Below are 13,599 nucleotides of genomic sequence, written 5' to 3'. Positions count from 1 at the left end.
AGCATACAAACCTGGCCAGCGGGCAGCTAGCCGTGGCTTCAATAGATTAGAAGAATTGATTTTTCTGACCGGCCACCACTCAGAACGGGTTGGAAAACCGCTTATCCTGGATAAAAGTCGAATCAGTAAGCGTGTGCAGGAAGGCAATGAGCTGCTGCTTCTGGAGCGCCGTCAGGTCAAGCTGGGTGCCGTTGTGGGTGTTGCTGGCCCCGAGCATGTTGATGTCGAGATTGGGGCTGCTTAGCTGCACATGGTCACTGTAGTGGTCGAGCACCTGCTGGAGCGTCTGGAAGCGGCCGTCGTGCATGTAGGGGGCCGTGAGGGCAATGTTGCGCAGGGTAGGGGCGCGGAACTTGCCGCGGTCGGCGGCCAGGCCCGTTACGCCGCCGCGGCCGGCATCGGCGGGGCTGGCATCGAGGCCGTTGTTGAAAAAGCTCGCTGCCGCACCGCGCGTATAATCGGTGGAGCTGAACAGCAGATTGCCTTCGTTGTGGCAGTGGAAGCAGTTGGCTCCCGCAAGGTTATCGGCCGGCGTGGGGTGAATCAGGAATAACTGCCGCCCGGCTTCTTCGGTGGGCGAAAGGCGGCTGATTTCGCGCCGCTTGAGCTTGTCGTACTTGGAGTTGGCCGAAATCAGGGTGCGCTCAAACTGGGCCAGCGCTTTCAGCACGTTTTCCTCCGTAATGGTCGAGGTGCCGAAGGCCTTGCGGAACAGCGGTGGGTACAGCTCCGTCTGCTGCAGCTTGCGCACTCCCTCGGCCAGCGGCTGGTGCATTTCCACAGGGTTCTCAATCGGCTTGCGAGCCTGCTTTTCGAGGCCGTCGGCGGCGCCGTCCCAGTTTAGGCTGGGCTCCCAGAGCATATTGGCCAATGACATGGAGCCGCGGCTGTGTGTTGCCCCATCCGCACCGATTGCCCGTGCTCGGCCATCGGTGAAGGCCTTGCTCTGCACGTGGCAGCTGCCGCAAGAAAGGGCATTGTTACGCGAGAGGCGCACTTCATAAAACAGGCTCCGCCCCAGCGCTACGCCTTCCTCCGTCAGCGGATTGTCGGCCGGCAGCCGAACGGCCTGCGGAAACCCGGCGGGCAAGGTCAGCTGGTAGGGCGTGGTTACTACGGGCTCTTCCTGGGGCTGCTCTTCAGGGCCAGACTGGCAACCGGCCGCCAGTAGAAGCAGCGCCGCCGGGGCTAAAAGCAACGAACGCAGACGGATAGAAAGGAGCACGGGCAGAAGTGCAAATAACGGTGAACGGTCAAGTTATGGATTTCAGGACAGAAAGGCTACACCGGCCGGCTTGGTTCCTCCGGGCTGCTGCAACATTCGTCATCTGCCTGATTGCCGCGTCTCAAGCTTATTTAAGCAGATATTTGCTTTGCTTGAAGCTGTAGCCCAGGGCCACCACCATACGTCCCGCCCCGGCCGGATGGTTGGTAGCTGCCGTGTATACCGGGAGCTGAAAGCTGGTGTTCAGCGAGAGGTTTTTGTAGTATATATCCAGGCCAGGACCCAGCAGGGCATCTTGCAGAGCGTGCTCCTGGATGAGCTGGCCGTCCAGCATCTCGCCTTTAGTATGCTCATAATACAGCTGCGCCGACGGGTACACTTGCCAGTTGGCTCCCAGCGGCACGCGGTAAAACAGATTGGCGAAAGTGCTGGTGCTGGGGGCCAGGCTGCTGCCGAAAGCATTGCGGGAGGTGCGCCGATAGCTGCTGTTCAGGCTCAGGCCCACGCTATGCAAGCTGCCGATGTAGTTGGCGTACAAGAAGCCATCGGTGGTGCCGGTGCCGGGCTGATTGAGCATGGGGTAGCGCCGCCCCTCTGCGTTGGTGCGCCGGTAGTCGCCGGTGGGTAGCTTCACGCCACCTCCCACTATTAACCGGCTCTGCACGCCGGCCGTCTCGATGGCCCGAATGAGGTGGTAGCCCGCAAATACCGTCACGTCGCCCAGGCCGGCCGTATTCAGCTGCTGGCCGCTGCTTTGCGCCGTGTTCATCACATAGGGCAGAAAAGCATTCAGTTCCAGGCGCTTGGCCAGGAAGTACTTCGCCCGGAATTCCGCAACGCGGTAGGCCTCATAGTCGGTTGGGTCACTCTGGTGGTTGTGCCGGTAGCCCGTATCCTGATTGGGCCGGGAGGGAAGAAACGGCTGCACGCCCTTAGGGAAAAAACGGTGACGCTGCCCCAGCTGCTGGTAGCCATTGAACACCCGGTAGCGGTGCATGAGCGAAATACCGCTTTGGTTGTCGTAGGGGGTGATGCCCATGAAGCACCCGCAGATGTCGCAGGCGCTGCCAACCGCGGGCAGCAGTAGAAAGGCCAGCAAGAAGGCTGAATATGGCTTTTTCATAAAGTTGAGTTTGATTCGAAACCAGCTCGGCAAGGCGCTGTGAGGGCGCTCAGCGCTGTTCGGCCAGGCGCTTGTCGGTCAGGAAGGCCGCATCGGTGAGCGTATTGAGGAAGGCAAGCAGGTCGTTCTTTTCCTGCGGCGTAAGCGGGAGGCCCAGTCTGCCACCCGGCTGGCGCAAAATCGGGTCGAGCGTGGCCGATTCAACTACGCCGTGGTCGTAGTGGTCGAGCACCTGCCGCAGCGTCTGGAAGCGGCCATCGTGCATGTAGGGAGCCGTGAGGGCCACATTGCGCAGTGAAGGCACTTTGAATTTGCCCTGGTCGGCGGCCAGTCCGGTGATGTGCGCCCGGCCCGAATCGGCGGCAAACGACCGATCCAGGCCGTTGTTGCGGAACGACTCATCGGTGAACAGATCCGTGGCGTGGCAGCTGGCGCACTGCTGCACCAGCACTGCCCTTCCGCGCAGCTCGGGTTCCGTGAGCGTGCCGCCAGCCTCGCCGCGCACGAAATGGTCGTAGCGCGAATTGGCCGAAGTCAGGGCCGCCATGAACTGCGCCAGCGCCTTCAGTAGCTGATAAGAGTCGATGGGCTGCTTGCTGAAAACCACCTGAAAGCGCTGCTGGTAACTGAGGTCGGCGTTGAGCTTGCGCAGCACGTTGTCGAGCGTCTCATCCATTTCCAGCGGATTGGTGAGCGGGGCCAGCGGGATCACCTCCAGGTGGTTGGGGCCGCCGTCCCACATGAAGCCCCGCCGCCAGCGCAGATTTTGCAGCGGCGGGGCATTGCGCGTGCCCAGCCGGCCCTCAATACCATGACTAACGGTGTGGCCTGCGTGGGCAAACGCCACAAACTGCTGGTGGCAGCTGCCGCACGAAATGGTGCCGTCGCGCGACAGGCGCGGGTCGTAGAACAGGCTGCGGCCCAGCTCGAAGGCTTCTTTGGTCGGTGGGTTCTGCTCCGGGCCATATACCGGGGCCGGGAAATTGACCGGCAGGACCGCGCCGGGCACCGCCTGCTCCGGTGCCATATCGGCATCGGGTGCGCAGCCCGTCATCCATACGGCCGCCAGCCCGAAGGCCAGCGGCAGTAGTAGCGTGCGTCTCATGGGTGGGCAGCGGCTAATTGGCGTGCACGTGGTCTATTTCAAACATGCCGGCCGCATAGTTATCGGCAATTTTCATGGCATTGGCCCCTGGCATGTGCGGAATAGCGAAGCTGCCGAATTTCACCGTGGTTGGTCCCACAAACAGCTTCATCAGATCAGCCTTCATGTGAATTTCGGGCGCGTGGTCGGGGCGCACCAGCAGCTTCACGCCGCTGGGGAGGGCCGGCGAGATGGTGCGCAACGCATTATTAGGATCCTCAAAGCCACCAATGTGGAACTGGAGCACCTTGCTGCCGGGAGCCGCCGGCGAATAGCCTTCCATCTTCAGGAAGATGTAGCCGCTCTTCCAGCTCCAGAACATGTCGCCGGGCGCTAACACACCTTCCTGGGCTCCGGTCGTGTTGCGGGGTGCGTCGACGCCCACCAGAAAGCTCAGGCCGGTGTAGTCGCCTGCGGGCACGTCCTTCAGCTCCAGAACCTTCGTGGCCGGCATGGCCGCATCAACCAAGTAGTAGCTGTTTGGCTGGGCATACTCGGTGCCGTCGGCTCGCCGGAGCTTGATGTTGGAAACGTAGTAGCGGAATGTCGTCACGTTGAACCACTCGTCGCTGGGCGTGCGGTAGTCGAAAGCTGTCGTAGAGCTATTCAGCTTTAGGGCACTAGAGCCCACAACGTGCTCCATCTCAATGGATAGGCTGCCCGTTTCGGGAACAGGGTCGGCTTTTTTATTCTCGCAGCTGCTCAGGCCCAGAGCCAGCACGGCCAGGGCCAGAAATACGGATTGAATTTTCATCGTCTTAAACTTCGGGGTAAGCTGAATTGCACGGCTGCATGAAGCGCAACCGCCCAACGGAAAACAAACAGTACTACCCGCAGGCTATGCGGGCAGCCGGTCAGTAGTCAGACCCGAGGCGTCGGTGGATGAAAAACGCTATGCACCGGCGTAAAAGCGTAGTGCAGCTTTCTGAAGTGGGGGAAGCGGCCCGGTCTGGCCGGTTCGGCGGCGGGCCGGACAAAGACGGGCCGCAGCGGGAGCAGGGCTTCGTATTTAATTTTGGCAAAGCCCGCCGCCGGGGCTTTGCTTTGTGCATCAGCGGCTTTGCGCAGCTGCTTGCCCAAATGACACTGGCCGTTGCAGCGCAGTTGCGGGCGGGCCTTGTTCACGCAGAAAAGTCGGGTTATCCGCTCCTTGTGCACCTGGTAGTCCAGCACGACCAGCTCCCGGCTGAACGTCTGGAGCAGCAGGAGCACGGTAAGCAGATAAGCCAGGAAGCGGGCCACGGCAAGCAGGTGAAAGAAACAGGCGGGTAAATATAGCTTACTCGGCCCCAAAAGCGCTTGGGTTGCCTGCGTGGTGTGCCTGCTACGCTGCCAGCAACTGCGCAGCTTGCTCTTTCAGCAGTTGCAGATACAGCGAGTTGGTCAGCTCGCCGCTGCTGTTTAGGTGCTGGTCGATGGTGGGCAGGCGCACACGGGCCGGCACCACAGTAGTACCCAGATACATCAGAATATCGGTGAGGTGCGACAGGGCCAGCAGTCCGCCCTGCGTGCCCGAGGAGAGGCCCACCAGCGCCGCCTTCTTGCCCCGCACACCGCCGGGGTAGGGTAGGCCGTCGATGAAGCCCTTGAGCACGCCCGGCAGCGAGTTGTTGTATTCGGGCACAATGAAAACCAGCTTGTCGGCAGCCTCGGCCTGCTGCACCAGCTGGTTGAAATCCTCGTGCTTGCCTACGTTGTGGTAGAGGGCACTACTGCTGAAGTCGGCGGGCAAATCGGCCAGATCCAGGATCTGGTGCGGGGCATCTAGCCCTTCCAGCAGTTCCGCGTAGATGTTGGCAATGAGGCGGGCGCGGGAATGAGGGCGGTTGGTGCCGGCAATGATGGTAATCATGGTTTCGATGAGCGATGAGCAATGAAGAATGAGCAATGGCTGGCCGGGGACAGTGCCGCGCGAAGTCAGATGCCCGCGCGGCGCTGCCCCGCACACCACGAGCCGACAACTGCGAAAGGGCCATAAAAAAAGCGAAACGAGGACCGTTTCGCTTTTTTTGCGGATTCGCTTGCTGCAAACCAGCCGCTACGACAGATTGTTCGACGAGGCTTTGGCCGTCAGAAACTCGCGGTTCAGCAGGGCAATGTTTTCCAGCGAGATGCCCACCGGACACTCCGCCGCGCACGAGCCGATATTGGTGCAGGCCCCGAATCCTTCAATATCCATCTGCGCCACCATGTTTTCGACGCGGGTAGCACGCTCTACATGGCCCTGCGGCAATAGTGCCAGCTGCGACACCTTCGCCGACACGAACAGCATGGCCGAGGCATTTTTGCAGGCCGCCACGCACGCCCCGCACCCGATACAGGTAGCAGCCTCGAAAGCCCGGTCAGCAATTTCCTTCGGAATTGGAATTTCGTTGCCGTCGGGCGCGCCGCCGGTGTTCACGCTCACGTAGCCGCCGGCCTGAATGATGCGGTCGAAAGCGGAGCGGTCCACGCTCAGGTCTTTATTGACCGGAAACGAGTTGGCCCGCCACGGCTCGATGACGATGGTGTCGCCATCCGAAAACTTGCGCATGTGCAGCTGGCAGGTCGTGGTGCCCGACTCAGGGCCGTGGGCGCGGCCGTTGATAAACAGGTTGCACGAGCCGCAGATGCCTTCGCGGCAGTCGTGGTCGAAGGCTACCGGATCATCGCCCTTGCGCAGCAAATCCTCGTTGAGGACATCCAGCATTTCCAGAAACGACATATCGGGTGAAATGTCGCGCACATTATAATCTACCACCTGACCCGCGGCGGCGCGGTTTTTCTGCCGCCACACTTTCAGCGTCAGGTTCATTGGTTTGGCGTTGGGATTGGAGCCGGCCATATCTGGGAATTTTGAATTTTGAGTTTTAAATGTTGAATGGGTTTAGGAATATCGAATTGGCAGAGAAACGAGCCTCTGCCAATTCAACACCCAACATTCAAAATTCAACATTACTTATAGCTGCGCTGCGTAAGCTTGACGTTTTCGAACTGCAGCGGCTCCTTGTTCAGGATTTCCGGCTGGTTGTCGCCCGTATATTGCCAGGCGGCTACGTAGGCGAAGTTCTCGTCGTCGCGCAGGGCCTCGCCTTCGGGGGTCTGATACTCCTCGCGGAAGTGGCCGCCGCAGCTTTCGTTGCGGGCCAGGGCATCATCCACCATCAGCTCGCCCAGCTCGATGAAGTCGGCCACGCGGCCGGCTTTTTCGAGGGCCTGGTTCAACTCATCGTTCGAGCCGGTCAGCTTCAGGTCGCTCCAGAACTCGCGGCGCAGCTTCTGAATCTCGGCTTTGGCAAACTTCAGCCCTTCGGCGGTACGGGCCATACCGCAGTACTCCCACATCAGGTTGCCCAGGTGCTTGTGGAAGTCGTCGGGGGTGCGGGTGCCGTTGATGCTCATCAGCTTCTGCACGCGCCCACGCACGTCGGCCTCGGCCGTGGCAAAAGCCGCGTCATCAGTCGATACGGGCTTCGGTGGCGTCTGGGCCAGGTAGTCACCGATGGTGTAGGGAATCACGAAGTAGCCGTCGGCCAGGCCCTGCATCAGGGCAGAAGCGCCGAGGCGGTTGGCGCCGTGGTCGGAGAAGTTGCACTCGCCGGTGGCGTACAGGCCGGGCACCGTAGTTTGCAGGTTGTAGTCGACCCAGAGGCCGCCCATGGTATAGTGCACAGCCGGATAGATGCGCATCGGCTGCTTGTACGGGTCCTCGTCGGTGATTTTCTCGTACATGGCAAACAGGTTACCGTACTTCTGGCTCACCGCCTCCGCGCCAGTGCGCTTGATGATTTCCGAGAAATCGAGGTAGACGGCCAGACCGGTAGAGCCTACGCCACGGCCTTCGTCGCACATCTGCTTGGCATTGCGCGAAGCTACGTCGCGAGGCACCAAGTTACCGAAGGCGGGGTATTTGCGCTCCAGGAAGTAATCCCGGTCGTCTTCGGCAATATCCTGGGGCTTGATCTGGCCCTGGCGCACGCGCTCGGCCATTTCCACCGTCTTAGGCACCCACACGCGCCCGTCGTTGCGCAACGATTCCGACATCAGCGTCAGCTTCGACTGGTAGTCGCCCGATACGGGAATGCAGGTGGGGTGAATCTGGGTGAAGCAGGGGTTGGCGAAATACGCGCCCTTCTTGTGGGCCCGCCACGCGGCCGTGGCGTTGCAGTACATGGCGTTGGTGCTCAGGTAGAACACGTTGCCGTAGCCGCCGGTGGCCAGCACCACGGCGTGGGCCGCGTGCTTCTCAATCTCGCCCGTAATCAAGTTGCGGGTGATGATGCCCCGGGCCTGCCCGTCCACAATCACCACGTCCAGCATCTCGGAGCGGGTGTACATCTTCACCTTGCCGTAGGCAATCTGGCGCGAGAGGGCCGAGTAGGCTCCCAACAGCAGCTGCTGTCCGGTCTGGCCGCGGGCATAAAACGTGCGGCTTACCTGAGCCCCGCCAAAGGAGCGGTTAGCCAGCAGGCCGCCGTATTCGCGGGCGAAAGGCACGCCCTGCGCCACGCACTGGTCAATGATATTCACCGACACCTGGGCCAGACGATACACGTTGGCTTCGCGGGCGCGGTAGTCGCCACCCTTGATGGTGTCATAGAACAGCCGGAACACCGAGTCGCCGTCGTTCTGGTAGTTTTTAGCCGCGTTGATACCGCCCTGCGCCGCAATGGAGTGCGCCCGGCGCGGCGAATCATGGTAAGTAAAGGCTTTTACGTTGTAGCCCAACTCGGCCAGCGAGGCGGCGGCAGCGCCGCCGGCCAGGCCGGTTCCGACCACGATTACGTCGTATTTCCGCTTGTTGGCGGGGTTTACGAGCTTGACGTTAAACTTATGCTTCTCCCACTTCTCGGCCAAGGGCCCCTCGGGAATTTTGGAATCCAGAATCATCGGAATGAACGAGGTTAGGATTTATTTGAAAAAGTAGAAGTACAGCGGCATCGCGGCGAAGCCGGCGCACACCACCACCGAGAAAACGTAGCCGAAAATCTTGATGGCCGGCGTGTATTTGCGGTGGTTCAGGCCCACCGTCTGGAAGGCGCTGCGGAAGCCGTGGATGAGGTGATAGCAGAGCGCCACCTGCGCCAGCACGTAGAGCAGCACGTACCACCACTGATGGAACGAGCTAACGACCAGCGTGTACAGGTCGTCGTTGTTGTTGATGTCCGGGTCGAGGTCGCCGAAGCGGGCGCGCCAGAAGAAGTTGTAGAGGTGTACCAGCAGGAAAACCAGGATGATGGTGCCCAGCAGGCCCATGTTGCGCGACTGCCAGGAGCTGTTCTGGCTGGGGCGACTTTCCACGTAGCCAATGCCGCGGGCTGCCTGGTTGCGGCGGGTGAGGATCAGGGCCTCGTAGATGTGAAACCCAAACCCGAGCACCAAGCCCCATTCCAGGGTCCGGATAAGCGGGTTGGTGCCCATGAAATGGGAGTAAATGTTGAATGCCGCGCCGCCATCGTCCTTGAAAAGCTGCAGATTGCCGATGAGGTGAACAACCAGAAACGAGCAGAGAAACAGGCCAGTGAGGGCCATGATTATCTTGCGGCCGATGCTACTGGAAAACGTCTTACTAATCCAACTCATAGGAGCGATTGGTGGGTTTGAAGGGGTCGGTTATGTCGATCAAAGGTACATGCCAACTCCGTACTAAACAACGCAGCCGGGGCGTTTAGCCAGATGGTGAATCAATCTTCGGCCAGTCCCGTTCGGATTGCGTAGGGAAATGGTAACCCGCCCGATGGGATTTTTGTTAGGATTCCGGCTGGTTTTTACCGACCTTCTTTAGTTCTTGGTTCTGTACCTTAAATAAGTCAGTTTATGAATCTTTCGTTACTGTCCCGGTCCGGTAATGCGCTGCTGGTGCTGGTGCTGAGTATGGTGGTCCTGCTGGGGGTTAGCCCGGCAGCCTGGGCCACGCACATTCGCGCCGGCGACATTCAGGCCACCAGCGACCCCAACGATCCGCGCCGGTTCACCTTCAAGCTGGTGCTCTATACCGATGTGAACTCGCCGGCCGATACGCCGGAAGCCGACATTTTCTTCGGCGACGGCACCTACGCCAAAGTGCCCCGCCGCGACAAGACCCTGCTGACCGGAGCCGCCTCCGATAGCTACCTCAACACGTACTTTTTCGAGCACACCTACAACGCGCCGAAACCACTGTACGTCGTCAGCTTCATTGGCGAAAACCGGAAAACCGATCTGGTGAACATTCCCAATGCCCGGGACCAGACATTTTATATCTACACGTCAGTCACGGTCGATCCGGCCATTGCCTTCAACCAGTCGCCAATTCTGAACAACCCGGCGCTGAACAAAGCCTCGCGCCAGCAGGTGTTCGTGCACAACCCCGGCGCCTCTGATGCCGATGGCGACTCGTTGGCGTATGAGCTGCGTCCGAGCCAGCAGGCTAATCTGCAGGAAGCCATTCGCAACGGCAACAACCCCAATCCGACCAATTGCACTGGGTTCGTGTATCCGCATCTGGCGGCCGGTGGTGCGCAGGTGGCCTATAATGGGCCACCGGTGGGGGTGCCGGGCGCTCCGCCCATTTTCGTGCAGGACGGCCGCGGCACCATCGTCTGGAACTCGCCCGAGGCGCTGGGCGACTACAACGTGGCCTTTGTGGTGCGCGAATACCGGCGCACCGGCACGCGGATGCGGCTAATAGGTGAAGTGGTGCGCGACATGCAGATTACGGTGCGCAACGCTAACAACCTGCGCCCCATCCTGACAGTGCCCAAAGACATCTGCGTGGTGGCTGGCACGTCCATCACTAAAAGCATTACCGCCACCGACCCCAATAACGACCCCATCACGCTGACGGCGTTTGGCGGCATTCTGCCACCCGCCACGTTCACCATCACACCCTTCAGCCCGCCGCGCAACCCGCCGGTGACCCGCGGTATCTTCCGCTGGACTCCGACGTGCGCCAATATCGCGGCGCAGCCCTACCAGGTAGTGTTCAAAGCCACGGACGTACCGCCGTCGTCGGGCGCTACGCCGCTGGCCGACGAGCTTTCGTGGCGAATCAGGGTAGTGGGGCCGGCCCCGCAAAATGTGCGGGCCACGCAGGTGGGCACTACGGCGGTGCTGAATTGGGATGCGTATGCGTGCCAGAACCCAGGAGCCCGGCTGCACATTTACCGCAAGGAAGGCTGCACCATAACGCCGGTTGATACCTGCCAGACCGGCATTGTCGCGGGTTCAGGCTTCGTGAAAATCATTGATTTGCCCGTGGGCACCCGCACCTTCACCGACGACCGGAACGGGCTGGGGCTGGAGCGGGGCAAAACCTACTCGTACCGCCTGTATGTGGAGTTTGCGCTGCCAACGGGCGGGGCCAGCCTTGCCTCGCGCGAGGCCTGCCTAACGCTGGATGGCAAGCCGGCCCTGTTTACCAACGTAACCGTGGACCGCACCAGCCCTACCAACGGCCAGCTGACCGTGCGCTGGACGAAGCCCGTTGCCGGGGCCAGCGCCACCTTCAACTCGCCGCGCTACGACCTGTTCCGCTCGTCGGTTCGGCCGAATCCGGTGTTCCGCAAGATTACGGCCACGCCGCTGGCTTACCTCGATACCACCTTCATCGACCAGGGCCGCAACACGCAGGATAGCGCCTATGTGTACCGACTGGACTTTCTGAGCAATTCGCTGCCTACGCCCGGCTCGCCGGTGACGACGGAGGTAACCGGCCCGGCCTCCAGCGTGCGCCTGGAAGCCGTACCTGATCCGGCCACCTTGAGCATAAGCCTGAGCTGGACCCACAACGTGCCCTGGGACAACTCGACGCGCCCGGTCATCATCTATCGGCGCGACGGGACCGGCAGCTTCGTGCAGATAGCCACGGCGGCTACCACGCGCACCGGCGGCACCTATGTGGACCGCGGCACGACGGCCGCGCCGCTGCGCATCGGGGGCAATTATTGCTACTACATCCGCACCGATGGCACGTATGGCAGCCCCGATCAGCACCTGATCAACCTGAGCCAAGAACGGTGCGTGCGGCTGGTGGCGGTGCCCTGCACGCCGGTGCTCTCGCTGAAGCAGGTGAACTGTGACAGTCTGCAAACCCGGCTGTTTGACCTGGAGACTACCCCGACCAACGTAACGTACAGCAATTTCCTGTCGTGGACGCTGGGGAGTCTGCCGGCCAACTGCAGCCGCGGAATCCGGAATTACAACCTGTATTATAGCCCGAATGCCAATCCGGAAGCCAGCCTGGCCGATTACAGGCTGCTGGCCACCGTGAACGGGCAGCGCTACACGCACAACATCCCGGATCAGACCATCGGCGCGGCGGGCTGCTACTATGTGGTGGCCGTCGATTCGGCGGGAACGGCCAGTGCGCCGAGCAACATTGCCTGCAAAGACAATTGCCAGCTGTTCCTGATGCCGAACATCTTCACGCCGAACGCCGACGGCAAAAACGACAAGCTGCGGCCCAAGATCTACAGCCCGATCCGGAGCACGAAGTTTCAGGTGTTCAACCGCTGGGGTGTGAAAATCTACGAAAGCAGCGCCGACCCGCTCATCAACTGGGACGGCGGCGGCCCGACGGGCGAGAGCAGCAAAGGCCCCAAGGTGACGGAAGGCGTGTATTACTACCTGGCCGAGGTGGAGTTTGCCGATCTGGCGGGCACGAAGCGCACGTATAAAGGCTGGGTGGAAATAACCCGGTAGGCCACCGAGATTTTAAAGTCGTCTGTCATCCTGAGCTTGCGAAGGACCTTATGCCAGTTGGACAAGTCGTTGTTACGACAATCGTTCAACTGGCAAAAGGTCCTTCGCAAGCTCAGGATGACAGATGGTACATGAATAAAAACCCGCCTCCGGCCCCGGAAGCGGGTTTTTTAATTCCTGTATCTTGCCGCCCCAACTAATTCATCTTCCTCCCGCCACGTATGAAAGCAGTTATTTTTCCCGGTCAGGGCAGCCAGTTCAGCGGCATGGGCCGCGAGCTGTATGAGCAGCAGCCCGTTGCGCGCCAGCTGATGGAGCAGGCCAACGAAATCCTCGGTTTCCGCCTCACCGATGTCATGTTCACCGGCTCCGACGACGATTTGCGCCAGACCAACGTCACGCAGCCCGCCATTTTCCTGCACTCCGTGGCCCTGGCCGCCACCCTGCCCGACCTGCGCCCCGACATGGTGGCCGGCCACTCGCTGGGCGAATTCTCGGCGCTGGTAGCGGCCAACGTGCTCCGCTTCGATGATGCCCTGCGGCTGGTGGCCCAGCGCGCCCAGGCCATGCAGGCCGCCTGCCAGGAGCAGCCCGGCACCATGGCCGCCATCCTCGGCCTCGACGACGATACCACCGTGCGCATCTGCCAGGAAATAACCCAGGCTGGTAACGTGGTGGTGGCCGCTAACTTCAACTGTCCCGGCCAACTAGTCATTTCCGGCTCGCAGCGCGGCGTTGAGCTGGCCTGTGAGCAGCTGAAGACTGCCGGAGCCAAGCGCGCCCTGCCGCTGCCGGTGGGTGGCGCGTTTCACTCCCCGCTGATGCAGTCGGCGGAGGCGGCGCTGGCCGAGGCCATCGGGCGCACGCAGTTTGCGGCCGGCCGCTGCGCCGTGTACCAGAACGTGGATGCCGCCCCGCACCGCGACCCGGACGAAATTCGGCAGAACCTGGTGCGCCAGCTCACCGCTCCCGTGCGCTGGACCCAGAGCGTGCAGCGCATGGTGCAGGATGGTGCCACGGAATTTGTGGAGTGCGGTCCGGGCAAGGTATTGCAGGGTTTGGTGAAGAAGATTGCGCCGGAAGTGGCAGGCAGTTCGGCGGTTTAGCTGCCTTTAGTTTTAGTGGAAGCGCCCCGCCGGATATTTCCGGCGGGGCGCTTTTTTTGATTGATACGTATCTTCTTTGTTCGGGCGTTTGTCAATTAAAACATGTCCATGAAAAAATAAATGCCGATTGTCTTTTTAATTATGGTTAGCTAAAATTTAAAAAAAGTTTGTTTCTCGCAATGTATGTACTGAGTCCTTCAGATGCTAAAGCAAGCGACTTCATTTCTTCTATCATGATCTTGTTATTGTTTGAGCTCCTATAGGTATAGATTTTAGAGTTATTGAACTCAACTTTTATAAAATCTTTACCTATCTCATAAGCTGTAACACCCGATTTTTT

Annotated in this window: 11 protein-coding genes; 2 read left to right on the top strand and 9 right to left on the bottom strand. The window is 60.4% G+C overall.

What is annotated here, in order from left to right:
* Window positions 1-79: 79 nt before the first annotated feature.
* The 9 genes from BUB62_RS08295 to BUB62_RS08255 form a co-directional block, all read right to left on the bottom strand.
* Entirely contained in the window at window positions 80-1,225 is a 1,146-nt protein-coding gene (locus BUB62_RS08295) for a cytochrome-c peroxidase (RefSeq protein ID WP_073108653.1), read from the bottom strand.
* A gap of 127 nt (window positions 1,226-1,352) precedes the next feature.
* A complete protein-coding gene (locus tag BUB62_RS08290; protein WP_073108650.1) occupies window positions 1,353-2,348 on the bottom strand; it encodes a transporter in 996 nt (331 codons plus the stop codon).
* A 49-nt stretch (window positions 2,349-2,397) separates the two neighbouring features.
* Entirely contained in the window at window positions 2,398-3,453 is a 1,056-nt protein-coding gene (locus BUB62_RS08285; protein ID WP_073108648.1) for a cytochrome-c peroxidase, read from the bottom strand.
* A 13-nt stretch (window positions 3,454-3,466) separates the two neighbouring features.
* Window positions 3,467-4,246 (bottom strand): MbnP family protein, encoded by a 780-nt coding sequence (locus tag BUB62_RS08280; protein ID WP_073108647.1) that lies wholly within the window; start codon window positions 4,244-4,246, stop codon window positions 3,467-3,469.
* A 107-nt stretch (window positions 4,247-4,353) separates the two neighbouring features.
* A complete protein-coding gene (locus BUB62_RS08275; RefSeq protein WP_073108645.1) occupies window positions 4,354-4,734 on the bottom strand; it encodes a hypothetical protein in 381 nt (126 codons plus the stop codon).
* Between the two features lie 82 nt (window positions 4,735-4,816).
* On the bottom strand, window positions 4,817-5,344 hold the full coding sequence (locus BUB62_RS08270; RefSeq protein WP_073108643.1) for an NADPH-dependent FMN reductase: 528 nt from the start codon (window positions 5,342-5,344) through the stop codon (window positions 4,817-4,819).
* 186 nt (window positions 5,345-5,530) lie between these two features.
* Window positions 5,531-6,286, bottom strand: a complete 756-nt coding sequence (locus BUB62_RS08265) for a succinate dehydrogenase/fumarate reductase iron-sulfur subunit (RefSeq protein ID WP_073109657.1) — start codon at window positions 6,284-6,286, stop codon at window positions 5,531-5,533.
* Between the two features lie 140 nt (window positions 6,287-6,426).
* Window positions 6,427-8,361, bottom strand: a complete 1,935-nt coding sequence (locus tag BUB62_RS08260) for a fumarate reductase/succinate dehydrogenase flavoprotein subunit (RefSeq protein ID WP_073108640.1) — start codon at window positions 8,359-8,361, stop codon at window positions 6,427-6,429.
* Between the two features lie 21 nt (window positions 8,362-8,382).
* On the bottom strand, window positions 8,383-9,054 hold the full coding sequence (locus BUB62_RS08255; RefSeq protein WP_073108638.1) for a succinate dehydrogenase cytochrome b subunit: 672 nt from the start codon (window positions 9,052-9,054) through the stop codon (window positions 8,383-8,385).
* Between the two features lie 234 nt (window positions 9,055-9,288).
* Here BUB62_RS08255 and BUB62_RS08250 point away from each other — a divergent pair, with 234 nt between their 5' ends.
* Together BUB62_RS08250 and fabD are read left to right on the top strand one after the other, a co-directional pair.
* A complete protein-coding gene (locus BUB62_RS08250) occupies window positions 9,289-12,153 on the top strand; it encodes a T9SS type B sorting domain-containing protein (RefSeq protein WP_073108635.1) in 2,865 nt (954 codons plus the stop codon).
* Between the two features lie 221 nt (window positions 12,154-12,374).
* Window positions 12,375-13,259 (top strand): ACP S-malonyltransferase, encoded by an 885-nt coding sequence (fabD, locus tag BUB62_RS08245; RefSeq protein WP_073108633.1) that lies wholly within the window; start codon window positions 12,375-12,377, stop codon window positions 13,257-13,259.
* The last annotated feature ends 340 nt before the right edge of the window (window positions 13,260-13,599 follow it).

It is taken from the genome of Hymenobacter daecheongensis DSM 21074, from assembly GCF_900141805.1.
In the GTDB taxonomy this organism is placed as follows: domain Bacteria; phylum Bacteroidota; class Bacteroidia; order Cytophagales; family Hymenobacteraceae; genus Hymenobacter; species Hymenobacter daecheongensis.
This window is presented reverse-complemented; position numbering and strand designations above follow the sequence as displayed.

Bases quoted from the DNA above. Each gene is read 5' to 3' on its own strand.
- BUB62_RS08290 (WP_073108650.1), bottom strand. From the start codon at position 2,348: ATGAAAAAGCCATATTCAGCCTTCTTGCTGGCCTTTCTACTGCTGCCC.
- BUB62_RS08285 (WP_073108648.1), bottom strand. From the start codon at position 3,453: ATGAGACGCACGCTACTACTGCCGCTGGCCTTCGGGCTGGCGGCCGTA.
- BUB62_RS08280 (WP_073108647.1), bottom strand. From the start codon at position 4,246: ATGAAAATTCAATCCGTATTTCTGGCCCTGGCCGTGCTGGCTCTGGGC.
- BUB62_RS08270 (WP_073108643.1), bottom strand. From the start codon at position 5,344: ATGATTACCATCATTGCCGGCACCAACCGCCCTCATTCCCGCGCCCGC.
- BUB62_RS08265 (WP_073109657.1), bottom strand. From the start codon at position 6,286: ATGAACCTGACGCTGAAAGTGTGGCGGCAGAAAAACCGCGCCGCCGCG.
- BUB62_RS08260 (WP_073108640.1), bottom strand. From the start codon at position 8,361: ATGATTCTGGATTCCAAAATTCCCGAGGGGCCCTTGGCCGAGAAGTGG.
- BUB62_RS08255 (WP_073108638.1), bottom strand. From the start codon at position 9,054: ATGAGTTGGATTAGTAAGACGTTTTCCAGTAGCATCGGCCGCAAGATA.
- BUB62_RS08250 (WP_073108635.1), top strand. From the start codon at position 9,289: ATGAATCTTTCGTTACTGTCCCGGTCCGGTAATGCGCTGCTGGTGCTG.
- fabD (WP_073108633.1), top strand. From the start codon at position 12,375: ATGAAAGCAGTTATTTTTCCCGGTCAGGGCAGCCAGTTCAGCGGCATG.